Source organism: Streptomyces sp. NPDC057877, from assembly GCF_042796855.1.
Lineage (GTDB): Bacteria > Actinomycetota > Actinomycetes > Streptomycetales > Streptomycetaceae > Streptomyces.
Window position 1 is genome coordinate 317277 of sequence record NZ_JBHVMS010000002.1, and the last position, 15479, is coordinate 332755.

Annotated in this window: 21 protein-coding genes; 12 read left to right on the top strand and 9 right to left on the bottom strand. The window is 72.5% G+C overall.

The features are described 5' to 3' along the window. Positions 1–39: 39 nt before the first annotated feature. The 10 genes from ACFVQG_RS05315 to ACFVQG_RS05360 all read left to right on the top strand — a co-directional run bounded on the left by ACFVQG_RS05315 (position 40) and on the right by ACFVQG_RS05360 (position 5262). On the top strand, positions 40–378 hold the full coding sequence (locus tag ACFVQG_RS05315) for a gas vesicle protein (protein ID WP_383377072.1): 339 nt from the start codon (positions 40–42) through the stop codon (positions 376–378). A gap of 76 nt (positions 379–454) precedes the next feature. Then, positions 455–880 carry a gas vesicle structural protein GvpA gene (locus ACFVQG_RS05320; protein WP_383377074.1) on the top strand — a complete coding sequence of 142 codons (426 nt, stop codon included), beginning with the start codon at positions 455–457 and terminating at the stop codon, positions 878–880. Beyond that, entirely contained in the window at positions 877–1650 is a 774-nt protein-coding gene (locus ACFVQG_RS05325) for a GvpL/GvpF family gas vesicle protein (protein ID WP_383377076.1), read from the top strand. Before ACFVQG_RS05320 ends, ACFVQG_RS05325 begins: the two co-directional genes overlap by 4 nt. A 3-nt stretch (positions 1651–1653) precedes the next feature. Continuing rightward, the gene (locus ACFVQG_RS05330; RefSeq protein WP_383377078.1) at positions 1654–1917 is read left to right on the top strand and encodes a gas vesicle protein GvpG; all 264 of its coding nucleotides are present in this window, start codon (positions 1654–1656) and stop codon (positions 1915–1917) included. Next, positions 1914–2549 (top strand): DNA primase, encoded by a 636-nt coding sequence (locus ACFVQG_RS05335; RefSeq protein ID WP_383377080.1) that lies wholly within the window; start codon positions 1914–1916, stop codon positions 2547–2549. Before ACFVQG_RS05330 ends, ACFVQG_RS05335 begins: the two co-directional genes overlap by 4 nt. After that, the gene (locus ACFVQG_RS05340) at positions 2549–3637 is read left to right on the top strand and encodes an SRPBCC family protein (protein ID WP_383377082.1); all 1089 of its coding nucleotides are present in this window, start codon (positions 2549–2551) and stop codon (positions 3635–3637) included. Before ACFVQG_RS05335 ends, ACFVQG_RS05340 begins: the two co-directional genes overlap by 1 nt. Then, positions 3634–3960, top strand: coding sequence for a gas vesicle protein (locus ACFVQG_RS05345; RefSeq protein ID WP_383377084.1), 327 nt, complete (start codon positions 3634–3636; stop codon positions 3958–3960). The genes ACFVQG_RS05340 and ACFVQG_RS05345 overlap by 4 nt, the downstream gene beginning before the upstream one ends. Further along, positions 3957–4796: a GvpL/GvpF family gas vesicle protein gene (locus ACFVQG_RS05350; protein ID WP_383377086.1), complete on the top strand. Its 840-nt coding sequence runs from the start codon at positions 3957–3959 to the stop codon at positions 4794–4796. Before ACFVQG_RS05345 ends, ACFVQG_RS05350 begins: the two co-directional genes overlap by 4 nt. After that, positions 4793–4981 (top strand): gas vesicle protein, encoded by a 189-nt coding sequence (locus ACFVQG_RS05355; RefSeq protein ID WP_383377088.1) that lies wholly within the window; start codon positions 4793–4795, stop codon positions 4979–4981. The genes ACFVQG_RS05350 and ACFVQG_RS05355 overlap by 4 nt, the downstream gene beginning before the upstream one ends. After that, on the top strand, positions 4978–5262 hold the full coding sequence (locus tag ACFVQG_RS05360; protein WP_383377090.1) for a gas vesicle protein K: 285 nt from the start codon (positions 4978–4980) through the stop codon (positions 5260–5262). The genes ACFVQG_RS05355 and ACFVQG_RS05360 overlap by 4 nt, the downstream gene beginning before the upstream one ends. A gap of 34 nt (positions 5263–5296) precedes the next feature. Here the strand turns inward: ACFVQG_RS05360 and ACFVQG_RS05365 are convergent, their stop codons facing one another. From ACFVQG_RS05365 to ACFVQG_RS05375, 3 genes are all read right to left on the bottom strand, one after another. Next, the gene (locus ACFVQG_RS05365) at positions 5297–5467 is read right to left on the bottom strand and encodes a hydrophobic protein (RefSeq protein WP_210922403.1); all 171 of its coding nucleotides are present in this window, start codon (positions 5465–5467) and stop codon (positions 5297–5299) included. A 44-nt stretch (positions 5468–5511) separates the two neighbouring features. Next, positions 5512–6339 (bottom strand): class I SAM-dependent methyltransferase, encoded by an 828-nt coding sequence (locus ACFVQG_RS05370; protein ID WP_383377092.1) that lies wholly within the window; start codon positions 6337–6339, stop codon positions 5512–5514. Positions 6340–6448: 109 nt separating this feature from the next. After that, positions 6449–7954 (bottom strand): bifunctional phosphatase PAP2/diacylglycerol kinase family protein, encoded by a 1506-nt coding sequence (locus tag ACFVQG_RS05375; protein WP_383377094.1) that lies wholly within the window; start codon positions 7952–7954, stop codon positions 6449–6451. A gap of 111 nt (positions 7955–8065) precedes the next feature. On the opposite strand from ACFVQG_RS05375, the gene ACFVQG_RS05380 reads away from it, so the two are divergent. Next, positions 8066–9685: an ABC-F family ATP-binding cassette domain-containing protein gene (locus ACFVQG_RS05380; protein WP_383377096.1), complete on the top strand. Its 1620-nt coding sequence runs from the start codon at positions 8066–8068 to the stop codon at positions 9683–9685. Positions 9686–9967: 282 nt separating this feature from the next. Here ACFVQG_RS05380 and ACFVQG_RS05385 read toward each other — a convergent pair whose 3' ends face one another. Next, positions 9968–11083 (bottom strand): Vms1/Ankzf1 family peptidyl-tRNA hydrolase, encoded by a 1116-nt coding sequence (locus ACFVQG_RS05385; RefSeq protein WP_383377098.1) that lies wholly within the window; start codon positions 11081–11083, stop codon positions 9968–9970. A gap of 61 nt (positions 11084–11144) precedes the next feature. On the opposite strand from ACFVQG_RS05385, the gene ACFVQG_RS05390 reads away from it, so the two are divergent. After that, positions 11145–11396 carry a DUF6158 family protein gene (locus ACFVQG_RS05390; protein WP_383377100.1) on the top strand — a complete coding sequence of 84 codons (252 nt, stop codon included), beginning with the start codon at positions 11145–11147 and terminating at the stop codon, positions 11394–11396. A gap of 102 nt (positions 11397–11498) precedes the next feature. On the opposite strand, the gene ACFVQG_RS05395 is transcribed toward ACFVQG_RS05390, so the two are convergent. The 5 genes from ACFVQG_RS05395 to ACFVQG_RS05415 form a co-directional block, all read right to left on the bottom strand. Further along, entirely contained in the window at positions 11499–13607 is a 2109-nt protein-coding gene (locus tag ACFVQG_RS05395) for a catalase (RefSeq protein ID WP_383377101.1), read from the bottom strand. Then, entirely contained in the window at positions 13607–14149 is a 543-nt protein-coding gene (locus ACFVQG_RS05400; RefSeq protein WP_383377103.1) for a type 1 glutamine amidotransferase domain-containing protein, read from the bottom strand. The genes ACFVQG_RS05395 and ACFVQG_RS05400 overlap by 1 nt, the downstream gene beginning before the upstream one ends. 136 nt (positions 14150–14285) lie before the next feature. Then, complete coding sequence (locus tag ACFVQG_RS05405) at positions 14286–14438, bottom strand: hypothetical protein (protein ID WP_383377105.1); 153 nt, start codon at positions 14436–14438, stop codon at positions 14286–14288. Further along, a complete protein-coding gene (locus tag ACFVQG_RS05410) occupies positions 14435–14893 on the bottom strand; it encodes a CBS domain-containing protein (protein WP_383377107.1) in 459 nt (152 codons plus the stop codon). The genes ACFVQG_RS05405 and ACFVQG_RS05410 overlap by 4 nt, the downstream gene beginning before the upstream one ends. Further along, positions 14890–15285 carry a DUF2795 domain-containing protein gene (locus ACFVQG_RS05415; RefSeq protein ID WP_383377109.1) on the bottom strand — a complete coding sequence of 132 codons (396 nt, stop codon included), beginning with the start codon at positions 15283–15285 and terminating at the stop codon, positions 14890–14892. Before ACFVQG_RS05415 ends, ACFVQG_RS05410 begins: the two co-directional genes overlap by 4 nt. Positions 15286–15479 lie beyond the last annotated feature (194 nt).

Sequence of the window (15479 nt, forward strand, 5' to 3'; positions counted from 1 at the left end):
GGCCAAGGGAGCCGGGGCCACCCGGAATCGGAGGTGGCCATGACTGACAGACAGAAGACATCCGATTCCCAGCGATCACAGACCGAGGACTCCGCGGCGGACGACCGGCCGAACCCGATGCAGGTGCTGCGCCACGCGCGCGTGCAGCTCGGCGAGCTGACGGGGATGGCCGCCGAGACCGTGTCGTCCTTCGAACAGACGGAGGACGGCTGGTCCTTGGAGGTCGAGGTCCTCGAACTCGCCCGGGTGCCGGACACCATGAGCCTGATGGCGAGCTACCAGGTCGACCTCGACCCGGACGGACAGCTCACCGGCTACCGGCGACTCCGCCGCTACGAACGCGGGCGGGCCGACGCACACAGGCCCGGCGGCCGTTAGGCCGCCGACCCGCGCCACACACCACAGTTCGATTCCCGCACAACACGGACAACACGGACAAGGAGGTACGGTCGGTATGACCGTCGTCCCGGCACAACAGACCGGAGGAGGAGGCGGCTCCAGCGGCCTGTACGACGTCCTGGAGCTGGTCCTCGACCGAGGGCTCGTCATCGACGCCTTCGTACGGGTCTCCCTCGTCGGCATCGAGATCCTGAAGATCGACGTACGCGTCGTCGTCGCCAGCGTCGACACCTATCTGCGCTTCGCCGAGGCCTGCAACCGCCTCGACCTGGAGGCCGGACCGCGCAAGAGCCCCGGACTGCCCGACGTGGTCGGCCAGATCACCGAGTCCGGCGCGCGCGGCAAGTCCAAGGGCGCCCTGTCCGGCGCCGCCCAGACCGTCTCCGACGCCTTCAAGCAGGCGCGTGAGGAGGGCGAGGCCGAGCCGAAGCCCCGCACCCGCAAGACCACGGCCGCCCGCCGGAAGGAGGCGCAGGAGTGAGCACGTACGTCTACGGCATCACCGCCAGCTCCCACCCCGCGCTCCCCGAGGGCATGGGCGGCGTCGGCGACCCGGCCCGGCCCCTGCGGGTCCTCAAGCAGGGCGCCCTGGCGGCGATCGTCAGCGACGCGCCCGAGGGGCTGCGGCCCAAGCGCAAGGAGCTGATGGCCCATCAGAACGTGCTCGCGGAGGCCGGGTCGGCCGCCTGTGTGCTGCCCATGAGGTTCGGCAGCATCGCCCCGGACGACGACTCCGTCACCGGGGTGCTCGCCGAACGCGCCGACCACTACGAGGAGCGCCTGCGGGCGCTGGAGGGCAAGGTCGAGTACAACGTCAAGGCCTCCCACGTGGAGGAGGCGGTACTGCACCAGGTGATGGCCGAGAACGAGGAGATACGCGCCCTCGCCGAGGCCAACCGGCAGTCCGGCGGCGGCAGCTACGAGCAGCGGCTGCGCCTCGGCGAGCTGGTCGCCGCCGCGGTGCAGGCCCGGGAGGCGGAGGACGCCGCCGAGGTGCAACGCCTGCTGGAACCCGCCGCCGCGGCGGAGAGCGTGGGCCCGCAGTCCACCGGCTGGCTGGCCAACGTCTCCTTCCTGGTCGCCCGGGACGCCGCCGAGACCTTCCTGGCCGCCGTGGAACAGGCCCGCAAGGCCCACCCCCACCTCGAACTGCGGGTCAACGGCCCCCTGCCGCCGTACAGCTTCGTCGAGCCCGGCCCGGCCGAGCCCGCGGGCAGCATCGTCGGCGGCGCCGACACGGAGACCGAGTAGCCCATGGGACTTCTCGGAGAGGTCCTGCTGCTGCCGTTCGCCCCGGTGCGCGGCAGCGCATGGGTGATCGGCCAGTTGCTCAGCGAGGCCGAGCGCCAGTACTACGACCCAGCGGTGGTCCGCGCCGAACTCGCCCGCCTCGAGGAGCAGCTGGAGGCGGGCGAGATCGACGAGGAGGAGTTCGACCGCCGGGAGGACGAACTGCTGGACCGGCTGGAGACCGCCTCGCGCACGGGCGCGCGGACAGACGACGGGACGACACGATGAACCGAGTGGGACTGGGCCTCGCCGTAGGGGCCGGTTACGTTCTGGGACGGACCAGGAAACTGAAGCTGGCGGTCGCCGTCGGCGGCCTGGTCGCGGGGAAGCGGCTGCCGCTGAGCCCGCGGGCGCTCGCGGACCTGGTGGCCGGGCAGCTGCGGGACAACCCGCAGTTCAAGGAGATCGGGGACCAACTGCGCGAGGACCTGCGCGGGGTCGGCTCCGCCGCGTCGGGCGCGATGATCGAGCGGCAGCTCGACGCGCTGGCCGACCGGCTGCACGACCGCACCGGGGAGGTGCGCGGGCGGCTGGCGGGAGTGGTGCCGGGCGCCGGGGAGGAGGACGAGCCCTGGGACGACGAGGAGGCCCGGGAGGAGTCCGAGGAGGCCCACGAGCGGCCGGAGACGCCCGCGAAGAAGCCGAGGAAGGCCGCAGCGAAGAAGGTCACCGGCAAGGCCACGGGCGGGAGGGCGGCAACCGAGGCGGCTCCAGCCGGGAAGGCGGCCAAGAAGACGGCCGCGAAGACCACCGCCAAGAAGGCCCCGGCGAAGAGGGCCGCCCGCAAGACCGCCACCCGTAAGACCGCCTCCGCGGCCCGCGGTGCCCGGACCCGGCTGCCCAAGGGGGGTGACGAGTGATGGCCGAGCCCCTCACTCAGGTCGCCCGCAGCGAGGCCGCCGACCGGCTGAAGGCGGAGGCGCAGGAGTATCTCGCCGCCCAGGCCGAGCGCATGCTCGTCGGCCTCGGCCGCAGGCTCGGCGACACCACCGTCCGGCTGAACGACATAGCCGAGGGCCGCAGTCCGGGCTTCGCGAAGCTCGCCCTCGAAGGTGGCCGCAAGCTCGCCGAGGGCAAGAGCCCGCTGCGCACGGCTTTGGAGATCGGCGCCTCCCGCGCCAAGGACAGCGTGACCGGCGCGCTGAAGAATCTCACCGGCGGCAGGCAGGGCGGCGGCAAGAGCGGCGCCGGGCACCGGCCCACCGTCATCATCGAGCACATCGACGTGGGCGTGCCGCTGCGCACGGCGTACGACCAGTGGACCCGCTTCCAGGACTTCAGCACCTTCGCCAAGGGCGTCAAGAGCGCGCACCGCGCCGACGACACCGACTCCGACTGGCAGCTGAAGGTCTTCTGGTCCAACCGCAGCTGGAAGGCGCACACCACCGAGCAGGTGCCGGACGACCGGATCGCCTGGACCTCGGAGGGCGCGAAGGGCACCACGAAGGGTGTCGTCTCCTTCCATCGGCTGGCCGACAACCTCACCCGGGTCCTGCTGGTGATCGAGTACTACCCCAAGGGCCTGTTCGAGAAGACGGGCAACCTCTGGCGCGCCCAGGGCCGCCGGGCCCGCCTGGACCTGAAGAACTTCGCCCGGTTCATCACTCTCAAGGGAGAGGCGGGGGACGGGTGGCGCGGCGAGATCCGCGACGGCGAGGTGGTGGTCGGCCATGAGGAGGCGGTCGCGGCCGAGGAGGAGGCCGAGGGCGAAGAGGAGTACGACGAGGAGCCGCCCGAGGACTACGAGGAGAACCAGGACTACGAGGCGAACGACGAGTACTACGAGGAGCCCGAGGAGCCCGAGGAGCCCGAGGACAGCGAGGCGAACGAAGGCCGCGAGGAGACAGAGGGCAGCGAGGAGACAGAGGGCAGCGAGGAGTACGAGGAGTACGAGGACGACGAGGACGACAAGGACGACGAGGACGCCGACCGCAGGAGTCCCGCATGACGACCCCGAGCAGACTGCCCGACCCCTACGCCCGCGACGGCGGCGCCAATCTCGCCGACATCCTGGAGCGGGTACTGGACAAGGGCGTCGTGATCGCGGGCGACATCCGGATCAACCTCCTCGACATCGAACTGCTCACCATCAAGCTGAGGCTGATCGTCGCGTCCGTGGACAAGGCCAAGGAGATGGGCATCGACTGGTGGGAGGACGACCCCGCGCTGTCCTCCCGGGCCCGCCGCGACGAGCTGGCCCGGGAGAACGCCGAGCTGCGGGCCCGGCTGGCGCAACTGGAACCCGGCCGCGCACAGGAGGAGGCACCATGACCGGACTGCGGTACGTGTACGCCGTCTGCCGCCCCTTCGGCACCCCCCTGCAGACCCAGCTCGCGGGGGTGGCGGGTGATCCGCCCCGGCTGCTGGCCCACCACGGCCTGGTCGCCGTGGTCAGCCATGTGCCGGAGGCCGACTTCTCGGAGGAGTCGCTGCGGGCCCATCTGGAGGACCTGGACTGGCTCACGTCGGTGGCCCGGGCCCACCAGGGCGTGATCGACGCGCTCACCACCGTCACCACCCCGCTGCCGCTGCGGCTCGCCACCGTCTTCCGGGACGACAGCGGCGTCCGCACGATGATCGAGGCCCGCGAGGCCGACTTCCGGCACACCCTGGACCGGCTGCAGGGGCGGGTGGAGTGGGGAGTGAAGGTGTACCTCCCCGCCGAGTCCGCCGAGTCCGCGGAGTCCGCCGAGTCCGCAGTCGGGGCCCGGTCCGCTACGGCGTCACGGGAGCCGTCCGCCGCGTCCGGCCGGGACTACCTACGGCAGCGCAGCAGGCAGGTCCGCTCCCGCGACGACGCCTGGCAGCGCGCCGAGACCTTCGCGACCCGGCTGCACCGGACGCTCGCCGCCCACGCCGAGGACTCCCGGCTGCACGCGCCCCAGAGCCCGGCGCTCTCCGGTGCCGCCGGACGCAATGTGCTCAACGCCGCCTATCTGGTGCCGCGCGCCGACTCCGAGGAATTCGTGGAAATCGTGGACCGGACGAAAGACGAGACCGGCGACGGAGTATCCGGAATCCGGGTGGAACTCACCGGACCATGGGCGGCCTATTCCTTCGTGGAAGTCGGCGGGTCCGGGAACGAGTCAGGGGAGGGAAAGGCGTGACCGTCGTCGAACGCCGTGAGATCGCCCTGGTCGACCTGCTGGACCGGCTCCTCGCCGGAGGCGTCGTCATCACCGGCGACCTCACCCTGCGCATCGCGGACGTCGATCTCGTCCGCATCGATCTCAACGCGCTCATCAGCTCGGTGAACGCACAGGTGCCCGCACCCTGGGGGGAGCTGACATGACCGCCCGCCGAGGCCGCCTGGACCTCGAACCCGACACGGTCGAACGCGATCTCGTCAAACTCGTCCTCACCGTGGTGGAACTGCTGCGCCAGCTGATGGAGCGGCAGGCGCTGCGCCGCTTCGACGAGGGGGACCTCAGCGAGGAGCAGGAGGAGCGGATCGGGCTCACCCTGATGCTGCTCGACGACCGGATGACGGAGCTGCGGGAGCGGTACGGACTGCGGCCCGAGGACCTGAACCTGGACCTCGGGCCGCTCGGACCGCTGCTGCCCCGGGACTGAGACCCGACTACGGGGGCTCAGTCCCGGGGGCCGTTCACCACCTGTACCAGCGGCTGCGGCCTCCCGCCGCGCTGGTTCCCCGGAAGAGGAATCCCAGCAGCCATACGACGAGTACCGCCAGGGCTATCCACCAGAGCGCCTTCAACGCGAATCCGGCACCGAACAGAATGAGTGCCAGAAGGAGCACGATCAGGATGGGTACCATATTGTGTCAACCTCCTGTCGTGCGGGTTTCCAGAATTTCGCCTTTCAGGCCTCTTTCCTGCACAGGATTTCCCCGTGCAGGACGGTGAACCAGCCGTCCTCCCGCTCCCCCCATTCCCGCCACGCCCGTGACACCGCCCGCAGCCGCTCCCCGGTCGCGTGCCCGCCCCCGGTGGCCCGCTCGGCGTACGCCGACGCCAGGGTGCGGTCCGCCCACAGGCCGCTCCACCACGCGCGCTCGGCGGGGGTGGCGAAGGTCCAGGTGGCTGAGGTGGCCGTGATGTCGGCGGAGCCGAAGCCCGCCCGCAGCGCCCAGGCCTTCAGCCGCCGTCCGGCGTCCGGTTCGCCGCCGTTGGAGCGGGACACCCGGTGGTACAGGTCCAGCCAGTCGTCCAGCCCGGGTGACTCGGGATACCAGGTCATGGCCGCGTAGTCGGCGTCCCGTACGGCGATGAACCCGCCCGGCCTGGTCACCCGCCGCATCTCGCGCAGCGCCCGCACCGGGTCGCCGACGTGCTGGAGCACCTGGTGGGCGTGGACCACGCAGAAACTGTCGTCCGGGAAGTCCAGCGCGTGCACGTCGGCCACCGCGAAGTCGACGTTCGTCAGCCCTCGTTCGGCGGCGGTGGCCCGCGCCCGCTCCAGGATGCCCGGCGCGTGGTCCACGCCGGTGACGTGCCCGTCCGGGACCAGTTCCGCCAGGTCGGCGGTGATCGTGCCGGGGCCGCAGCCGATGTCCAGGACCCGCATGTGCGGCTTCAGCGAACCGAGCAGGTACGCCGCGGAGTTGGCGGCCGTCCGCCAGGTGTGCGAACGCAGCACGGACTCGTGGTGCCCGTGCGTGTAGACGGCGGTCTCCCGGGGTTTCGGCATGACGGTGCCCCTTCTCGTCGGCGGCGGAGGCAGGTACGGACACCGTACGCGTGCTGACCGAAGTATGAGACCCGCGTATCGCCATATGGACTGGCGGGTGATCGGCTAGTCAGTCGGCGAGACCGCTGCCGGGCAGTGGCCGGTACACCGTCAGCGCCTCCGACAGCTTCTCCAGCGTCACCTCGCCCTCCACCTCGATGACCTCGCCGTCGTGGGCGAGCGGCGTGCCGGGCGCCACCCCGGCCAGCCGCAGCCGGGGCACCCGGAGCGCGGCGTGGGCGGGCGAGCGGGTGAGCGGCCCGGCGAGGGCGGCGGCGAGCAGCCGCAGCGCGGGACGTCGGCCGCCGTGCACCACGCGCACGTCGAGCTGGCCGTCCGCCAGGTCGAGCCTGCGGCCCGGCACCAGACCCATCCGGTGATAGGTGCCGTTGCCCGCGAACAGCAGCCACAGCGGCCGGGCGCCACCCCCGAGCTGGACCTCCAGCGGATGCCGGTCGGTGCGCAGCACCCGCAGCACCGCGAGCACCCCGGCGGGCCAGTTGCCGATCCGCCCCGACCAGCGGTCGCGCTCACGCACCAGCTCCGGGTAGACACCGAGGCTGCAGGTGTTGAGGAACACGCCGTGCCGGGAGCCGCAGCTGAACCGGCCCACGTCGACGCGTACCGCCTCACCGTGCCGCACGGCCCGCGCGAGCGCGCCGACGTCCTCCACGCCGAGGTCCTGCGCGAAGTGGTTGAGGGTGCCGCCCGGCAGGACGGCCAGCGGCAGGGAGTGCCGCAGCGCGGTCGCCGCCGCCGCGTTCACCGTGCCGTCACCGCCGCACACCCCGAGCACCCGGGCGCGGGCGGCGGCCTTCTCCAGCTCGGCGGTCACGTCGCGGGGGTCGCACTCGACGACCTCGGCGCCGGGCAGCGTGGCCCGCAGCGCCCGCACCCGGTCCGCGGTGGCCGCCGCGGTGTTGGCGACCATGACCAGGCCTTCCCCGTCGGGCAGCGCCGGGACCTCGGCGCGGGGCCGGGCGGGCGGCACCAGTTGCGCGCGGGTGGGCGCCATCCCCCGTACGGCGAACGCGGCGCCCACCCCGAGCGCCGTGCCCGCCAGTACGTCGCTGGGGAAGTGCGCCCCGGTGTAGATGCGGGACATCGCCACCGAGAAGGCGACCGGCGCCACCGCCAGGCCCCACGCCGGGGACTCCATGGCGACGCCCGCCGCGAAGGCCGCCGCCGAGGCGGAGTGGCCGGACGGGAAGGAGGTGGTGATCGGCTGCCGTTTGAGGTGCCGCACGACGGGGACCGGGTCGAGCAGCGGCCGGGGGCGGCGCACCGAGCGCTTGCCGAGGGTGTTGATGGTGGCCGAGGCCAGCGTCAGCGAGGCCAGGCCGCGGACGGCGGCCCGGCGCCCGCGCGGGGTGCGGCTCGCGGCGATGGCGGCGGCCGTCGCGAACCACAGCACCCCGTGGTTGGCGCTGTGGCTCAGCCTCGGCAGCACCCGTTGCGCATACGGCCAGTGCCGGGCGGCGGCGAACTCGAACAGCCTGCTGTCCAGGCCCAGCAGCCGGGCGCGCACGGAGTGGCGGCCCGGCTCGGGGACGGTGAGATCGACATCGGGATTCATAGGGGAGTGGGTACCCGTTACCGGCCGGTTCGTGTCGCACACGCGGCGCCATGGCGGCGCCCGGAGATAACGGTTTGCCCGGCGGCCCGGGCCGCCCGCACAATCCGCCCCATGGGACATCTGGAAGCAGCGCACCTCGAGTACCACCTCCCCGACGGGAGGACCCTGCTCGGCGATGTGTCCTTCCGGGTGGGCGAGGGCGCCGTCGTGGCCCTCGTCGGTCCGAACGGCGCGGGCAAGACGACCTTGCTGCGGCTGATCTCCGGCGAGCTGAAACCGCACGGCGGGACCGTCACCGTCAGCGGCGGCCTCGGGGTGATGCGGCAGTTCGTGGGGTCCGTACGGGACGAGACGACCGTACGCGACCTGCTGGTGTCGGTCGCGCCGCCCCGGATCCGCGAGGCCGCGCGGGCCGTCGACGCCGCCGAGCACGGGATCATGACCGTCGACGACGAGGCCGCGCAGCTGCGGTACGCGCAGGCGCTCGCCGACTGGGCGGAGGCGCGCGGGTACGAAGCGGAGACGCTGTGGGACATGTGCACCATGGCGGCGCTCGGGGTGCCGTACGAGAAGGCGCAGTGGCGGCAGGTGCGCACGCTGTCCGGGGGTGAGCAGAAACGCCTCGTCCTGGAGGCGCTGCTGCGCGGCACGGACGAGGTGCTGCTGCTCGACGAGCCGGACAACTACCTCGACGTGCCCGGCAAGCGGTGGCTGGAGGAGCGGCTGGAGGAGACCCGCAAGACGGTGCTGTTCGTCTCCCACGACCGGGAACTCCTCGCCCGCGCCGCCCAGAAGATCGTCTCCGTGGAGCCCGGTCCGGCCGGGGCGGACGCCTGGGTGCACGGCGCGGGCTTCGCGACGTACCACGAGGCCCGGCGGGAGCGCTTCGCCCGGTTCGAGGAGCTGCGCAGGCGCTGGGACGAGAAGCACGCGCAGTTGAAGAAGCTGGTGCTGAACCTGCGCCAGGCCGCCGCCGTCAGCCACGAGATGGCGTCGCGCTACGCCGCCGCCCAGACCCGCCTGCGCAAGTTCGAGGAGGCCGGTCCGCCACCGGAGCCGCCGCGCGAGCAGGACATCCGGATGCGGCTGAAGGGCGGCCGTACCGGCGTACGCGCCGTGACCTGCGCGGGGCTGGAGCTTACGGGCCTGATGAATCCGTTCGACCTGGAGGTCTTCTACGGCGAGCGGGTCGCCGTCCTCGGCTCCAACGGCTCCGGGAAGTCGCACTTCCTGCGGTTGCTCGCGGGGGAGGAGGTGGCGCACACGGGGAGCTTCAAGCTGGGCGCGCGCGTGGTTCCCGGCCACTTCGCCCAGACGCACGCCCACCCTGAGCTGGCGGGCCGCCCCCTCCTCGACATCCTGTGGCGGGAGCACTCCCAGGACCAGGGCGCCGCCATGTCCCGGCTGCGCCGCTACGAGCTGACCCAGCAGGCCGAACAGAGCTTCGACCGCCTCTCCGGCGGCCAGCAGGCCCGCTTCCAGATCCTCCTCCTGGAACTCGCGGGCGCCACGGCACTCCTGCTCGACGAGCCCACCGACAACCTCGACCTGGAGTCCGCCGAGGCCCTCCAGGAGGGCCTGGAGGCCTTCGACGGCACCGTCCTCGCCGTCACCCACGACCGCTGGTTCGCCCGCTCCTTCGACCGCTACCTGGTCTTCGGCAGCGACGGCCGCGTCCGCGAGACCGACGAGCCGGTGTGGGACGAGCGGCGGGTGGAGCGGGTGCGGTAGGCCTGCGGCGCGTTGATCGGGGCCCCGGCGGGCCCTGGCGGTCCCCGGTGGCCCCAGCGGTCCGTCCGGTTCATCTGGTTCATCCGGCCCGTCCGGCCCGTCCGGTCCCCGCGGTCTGCGGTGTGGGTGGCCTCTGGGCCGCCTCGCGACCGCAGACGCGCTGCCGGGCCGCGTGCCGGGCCGCCGCCCGGCGGGGGTTCTTCCGGTCGCGGTCGCCGAGGGGCCGGGCCCCATGCCGGGGCGCGCGGCGCGTGGGGCCCGTCCGGCCGGTGGGTCCCGGCGTCACCTCCAGCGCAGCAGCGCGCCCAGGCCGCCCGAGGGCATCTCCCGGTCGTGCTCCGGCTGGGAGGGAGCCAGGGACACCGCCGGGGCGCCCGTCGTCACCGCCGAGCGGATCAGGGCGTCGTCCGCGCGGGCGGACCAGGAGTGCTGTTCGCCGAGGATCTTCAGTTCGGTGCGGCGCATCGCGAGCTGGTCGGGGTCCTCGCCGATCCAGACCTCGCGGTGGGTGTCGGGGCCCTCGGGGACCACCAGGAGTTCGTCGAGGCGGTGCTCGCGCGCCGCCTCGACCAGCGCGGGCACGCCCTCCACCGCCGCCGGGTGACCCTCCGCGTCCGGGGCGCGGGCCGCCAGGAACCGCTCCAGCTCCGCCTCCGCCCGCTGCCGTACGTGGGCGGTGCGGATCTCCTCCACCTCCGCGTCCAGCAGCCTGCTGCCGGGACCGCGGTCGGCCTCCACCGCCCGGTCCTCCAGCCGCCGCGGCAGCCGCTCGTGCACCGAGCGCCGCTCCCGATCGTCACCGACGAGGATCAGCAGATCGGCCCGCGTCTCCTCCTGGCAGACGGCGAGCGCGTCCGCGATCTCGGCCGCGTTGTGCTCCCAGGTGTTCTCCACCCGCAGCTGGAAGTGCCGCTCCGACCAGTCGACGCTGCTGGTGCGGTGCATCGGCCACTGCCGTCCGGTGACCGTGCCCGCCTCCTCCCGCGCCAGCGCGCTGCGCAGCTCGAAGTCCGCGCCCTTGCGGTCGAGGTACGCCACCACGCACACCGGGTCCTCACCGGCCAGGTCCAGCAGCGGCGCGACCCGGGGCAACGGCGCCCAGACGGCCCAGTCGCGCCCCGGCGGACGGGCCAGCGACGGATCCAGGACGACCTCACCCGCCCGGGCGAACAGGGCCCGCCCGTGGGGCTCGGGGGAGTGCCGCAACTCCTCGGCGGCGTCCCGCACGGCCCGGCAGGTCGCCTCGTCGGCGCCCTGGTCGGCGAGTGACCGCGCCATGGCCTGTGCCGTCAGATGGCGCTCGTGCGGGGTGTCCTCCGTATGCCGGGAGGTGTCGATGTAGACGGAGGCCCAGGGGCCGGAATGTTCGTAGAGTGGATGCAGGAAAGCGAGATCCATGGCTCCCTCCCGGATGCCGCTCGGGGTAGTGCAGTGCTTGCCGGGCGGGTACCCGAACCGCATGAACGAACACGACGAGCGGGGCACCACGATGACCGGAGTCGACCCGGACCAGCTGGACGACCAGCAGCTCATGCGGGAGCTGGAGACGATCCACCGCACCCGCCACGACACGCTGCTGTACGGCTCGAACGACGCGCTGCGCGCCCACAACGAGCGGATGGCGCAGTTGGAGGGCGAGTACCTGCGCCGCAACCCGGCCCGCTTCGTGGCAGCCTCCCGGACCCGCGACGGCGCTCGCGGACGCGACTAGGCGACCCAACGGCAAGTCCCCCACGCCCTGAGAGGAAGACCCTCAGGGGCGCGGGGAACTGCGCGACACGCCACGACGCACACGCGGACGGCGGACTACGGCTCACCCCCGTACCGGTGGCCGCTCCCAGTGCCGGTGCGCCGCGACCGCCGCCACGAACGCCCGTACGAATTCCTCGCTGGCCGCACCCGGCGACGTGTCCGTGACCACCCCCTGGTCCGCGACCACCCGCTGGAACTCGGTGGACACCCCGAGCCCTTCCGGCTCCAGCGCCGACAGCACGCCCACCCCCGACCCCAGGGCACCGATCGGCTTGCCGTGCCGGTACGCGTCCCGCACGAACCGCAGGACGTCCGGGTCGGAGACGGCGGACGGCGTCCCCGTCGGCCCGCCGGGCACCAGCACGGCGTCGTACAGCACGGACGCCACCGTCGGCAGCGCCCGGTCCACCGGGCACCGCTCGTCGCCGTCCGCGCCCGCCACGCTGCCGTCCACCGCCGCCAGCACCTCCACGATGGCGCCCTCGGCCGTGAGCGCCGCCCGCAGGGACGACACCTGCGCGGTGTCCACGCCGTCCGCGGCGAGGACCGCGATCTGCCGGGTGCGGATGGAGCCGTTGCCGCGCAGCGACTCGAAGCTCAGCGCGGGGGAGGCCAGCTTGGACGCGCTCCCGCCGTCACCGGACGGCGCCGCCACACCGATGCCGCCCGCCACCGCCGCCGCCAGCGCGGGATCCACCTTGGCGAGGTGTTCGACCGTGCGCTCGCGCACCTGCGTCGCCGACACCTTGCCCAGCTCGAACCGGAACGCCTCCACGATGTGCCGCTTCTCCCACTCCGCCATGCTGTTCCAGAACATCGCCGCCTGGCTGTAGTGGTCCTGGAAGCTGTCGCTGCGGCGCCGGATCTTCGCCCCGTCGACGCGTTCGGCGTAGTGCGTGAACGCCTTCCCGTCGACGCCCGCGTGGGCGGGGCAGCCGCCGCCGAGGGAGTTCGGAAAATAGTTGGTGCCCCGGTGGATCCGGCTCTGCGCATAGCCGTCGCGCTGGTTGGTGCGCACCGGCGCCACCGGCCGGTTCACCGGCAACTGGGCGAAGTTGGGGCCGCCGAGCCGGATCAGCTGGGTGTCCAGGTAGGAGAAGTTGCGGGCCTGGAGCAGCGGGTCGTTGGTGAAGTCGATGCCCGGGACCACGTTGGCCGTGTGGAAGGCCACCTGTTCGGTCTCGGCGAAGAAGTTCTCCGGGTTGCGGTCCAGGACCATCCGGCCCACCGGCCGCACCGGCACCTGCTCCTCCGGGATGATCTTCGTGGGGTCGAGCAGATCGAAGTCGAAGGCGAACTCGTCCTCCTCCGGCACCAGTTGCACACCGAGTTCGTACTCCGGGTACTCGCCCGCCTCGATCGCGTCCCACAGGTCACGCCGGTTGAAGTCGGGGTCTCGGCCCTGGCACTCCTGCGCCTCGTCCCACACCAGCGAGTGCGCGCCCAGCTTCGGCTTCCAGTGGAACTTCACGAACGTGCCGCGCCCCTCGGCGTTCACGAACCGGAAGGTGTGCACGCCGAACCCCTGCATCATGCGGTAGCTGCGCGGGATCGCCCGGTCCGACATCAGCCACATCATCATGTGCGTGGTCTCCGGCTGGAGCGACACGAAGTCCCACAGGGTGTCGTGCGCGGAGGCGCCGGTGGGGATGTCGTTGTGCGGCTCGGGCTTGAGCGCGTGCACGAAGTCCGGGAACTTGATGCCGTCCTGGATGAAGAAGACCGGCATGTTGTTGCCGACGAGGTCGTAGTTGCCCTCGGAGGTGTAGAACTTCGTCGCGAAGCCGCGCACGTCCCGCACCGTGTCCGCGGAGCCCTTCGGCCCCTGCACCGTGGAGAACCGCACGAACACCGGCGTCCGCACCGTGGGGTCCTGGAGGAAGGCCGCGCGGGTGAACTCCGCCAGCGACTCGTACGGTTCGAAGTAGCCGTACGCGCCCGCGCCCCGCGCGTGCACCACCCGCTCCGGGATCCGCTCGTGGTCGAAGTGGGTGAGCTTCTCCCGGAAGTGGAAGTCCTCCATCAGCGTCGGACCGCGCTCGCCCGCGGCGAGCGAGTCGTCGGTGTGGTCGACCTCCACCCCCTGGTCGGTGGTGAGCGGACCCGCCGTCGGATCGTCCGCCCGGAAGCTCTCCCGCTGGTCCCGCTTGCGGTCACCCGTCGCTCCCATCAGGCAGCCTCCTTCGCGAACACCTCGAGGAACGTCTCGCAGAACACCTTCAGGTCGTCTGGCTTACGGCTGGTGACCAGCGTGTTGGGGCCGTTGCCGCACACCGCCACCTGCTCGTCGACCCAGGTGGCGCCCGCGTTGCGCAGGTCCGTCCGCAGGCTCGGCCAGGACGTCAGCGTGCGGTCGCGGACCACGTCCGCCTCCACCAGCGTCCACGGGGCGTGACAGATCGCGGCCACGGGACGGCCCCGGGTGAAGAAGTCCCGTACGAACGCCACGGCCGTGCCGTCCAGCCGCAGGAAGTCCGGGTTGGCGACCCCGCCGGGCAGCACCAGGGCGCCGAAGGAGTCCGCGGACGTCTCGCCCACCACCTCGTCGACGGTGAACCTGTCCGCCTTGTCGAGGTGGTTGAAGGCCTGGATCGCACCGGACTTGGTCGACACCAGCACCGGCTCGTGGCCCGCGTCGGTCGCCGCCTGCCAGGGATCGGTCAGTTCGACCTGCTCCACGCCCTCGGGCGCGGTGAGAAACGCTATACGCACGGTGGTTCACCGCCCTTTCCTGCTTGCCTGTGGACCTTCCTCGCCCTGCCCGCGCGCACGCGGCGCGCACCGGCTCCTCGCCGTACGGCAGGACCACGCACGCCCCGATCGCCGCGGCCCCCGCGCAGCAGGGACTTCACCTGATCGGCGTGCAGACACGCCGGTGCATCGCCCAGTCCGCGAGACCGGGGACGTGCAGCAGCCCGTACAGCAGAAACCGGGCGGTCGCCGCACCGACGTCGTCGGTGACGCCGGTGGCGGCGATCCGCCGGGCCTGGCCTGCCCTCACGCGCCGCCCCGGGTGCCCCGCCCCAGCGGGCCGGTCTCGTCCGGCGCGGCCCGGCTGATGTCGGCCAGCACGCTCTCCGGGTCCTGTGCCTCCGCGAGGTCGCCGAGGCTGACCATCCCCACCGGCAGGCCGTCCTCGACGACCGGCAGCCGCCGTACCGCCTTCTCCCGCATCAGCGCCACCGCCGTGGACACCGGGTCCTCCGGGGCCACCAGATACGGATCCGGCGTGCACACCGACGCCACGCTCACGGTCAGCGGGTCGGCGCCCTCGGCGACCGCGCGCACCGCTATGTCACGGTCGGTGAGCATCCCGACGACATGCTGGCCGTCGGCCACCACCACGTCCCCGATGTCCTGGGCGCGCATCAGCTGCGCCGCCTCCACCACCGAGGCGTCCGGGCGCACCGCGACCACGCCCGGTGTCATCACCTCACGTACGTAGTCCGCCGTCATCGCGGCTCCTCCCGTGGGGTGTGTGCCGACCGTTCCGGTCCCGTCAGGGCCTCGGCCAGCTCCTGCACATTGCCGTAGCGGGCCTTGCGCGGCAGCCGCTCCAGCGGCTCGATCAGGGCGTCCGGGGCGTGGTTGCGGCGCAGTACGCCCATCAGCTCGACCGGGCCCGCCGGGAACGAGGTGCGGCCCAGTACCCGGGCCAGCTCCAGCCGGGCCTCCTCCAGCGAGCCCATCGCCGGGCCGCCCGCCAGCCGCGGGTCGTCGTCGGCGCCGGGCTCGGGGTCGTGCCACTCCTCCGTGCGGGTGGGGTGCCCCGACCTGAGCAGACCTTGGAGTTCGTGCTTCATCTCGTCGTCCCGATGGACGTTCAGCCGGTCACTGCCTCGCTGCATGTCTCCTCCAGACCTTCGGGAGTGCGCACCGCGTACCCGTCGACGGGGGGCCGACACAGGACTGCCGGGTTTGTGTTGCCGCCGGGTTTGTCCCGCCGTGACCAGGAGACCCGGACCGCGCCCCCCACACGGCATCCGGCAAGGACGGACACCATGGCGGTACTCGCTGTGCTCCTTCCGCTCCTGCTGCTCGG

Coding starts and splice junctions, on each gene's coding strand:
- ACFVQG_RS05315 (WP_383377072.1), top strand. CDS start 40: ATGACTGACAGACAGAAGACATCCGATTCCCAGCGATCACAGACCGAG.
- ACFVQG_RS05320 (WP_383377074.1), top strand. CDS start 455: ATGACCGTCGTCCCGGCACAACAGACCGGAGGAGGAGGCGGCTCCAGC.
- ACFVQG_RS05330 (WP_383377078.1), top strand. CDS start 1,654: ATGGGACTTCTCGGAGAGGTCCTGCTGCTGCCGTTCGCCCCGGTGCGC.
- ACFVQG_RS05335 (WP_383377080.1), top strand. CDS start 1,914: ATGAACCGAGTGGGACTGGGCCTCGCCGTAGGGGCCGGTTACGTTCTG.
- ACFVQG_RS05340 (WP_383377082.1), top strand. CDS start 2,549: ATGGCCGAGCCCCTCACTCAGGTCGCCCGCAGCGAGGCCGCCGACCGG.
- ACFVQG_RS05345 (WP_383377084.1), top strand. CDS start 3,634: ATGACGACCCCGAGCAGACTGCCCGACCCCTACGCCCGCGACGGCGGC.
- ACFVQG_RS05350 (WP_383377086.1), top strand. CDS start 3,957: ATGACCGGACTGCGGTACGTGTACGCCGTCTGCCGCCCCTTCGGCACC.
- ACFVQG_RS05360 (WP_383377090.1), top strand. CDS start 4,978: ATGACCGCCCGCCGAGGCCGCCTGGACCTCGAACCCGACACGGTCGAA.
- ACFVQG_RS05365 (WP_210922403.1), bottom strand. CDS start 5,467: ATGGTACCCATCCTGATCGTGCTCCTTCTGGCACTCATTCTGTTCGGT.
- ACFVQG_RS05370 (WP_383377092.1), bottom strand. CDS start 6,339: ATGCCGAAACCCCGGGAGACCGCCGTCTACACGCACGGGCACCACGAG.
- ACFVQG_RS05375 (WP_383377094.1), bottom strand. CDS start 7,954: ATGAATCCCGATGTCGATCTCACCGTCCCCGAGCCGGGCCGCCACTCC.
- ACFVQG_RS05380 (WP_383377096.1), top strand. CDS start 8,066: ATGGGACATCTGGAAGCAGCGCACCTCGAGTACCACCTCCCCGACGGG.
- ACFVQG_RS05385 (WP_383377098.1), bottom strand. CDS start 11,083: ATGGATCTCGCTTTCCTGCATCCACTCTACGAACATTCCGGCCCCTGG.
- ACFVQG_RS05390 (WP_383377100.1), top strand. CDS start 11,145: ATGAACGAACACGACGAGCGGGGCACCACGATGACCGGAGTCGACCCG.
- ACFVQG_RS05395 (WP_383377101.1), bottom strand. CDS start 13,607: ATGGGAGCGACGGGTGACCGCAAGCGGGACCAGCGGGAGAGCTTCCGG.
- ACFVQG_RS05410 (WP_383377107.1), bottom strand. CDS start 14,893: ATGACGGCGGACTACGTACGTGAGGTGATGACACCGGGCGTGGTCGCG.
- ACFVQG_RS05415 (WP_383377109.1), bottom strand. CDS start 15,285: ATGCAGCGAGGCAGTGACCGGCTGAACGTCCATCGGGACGACGAGATG.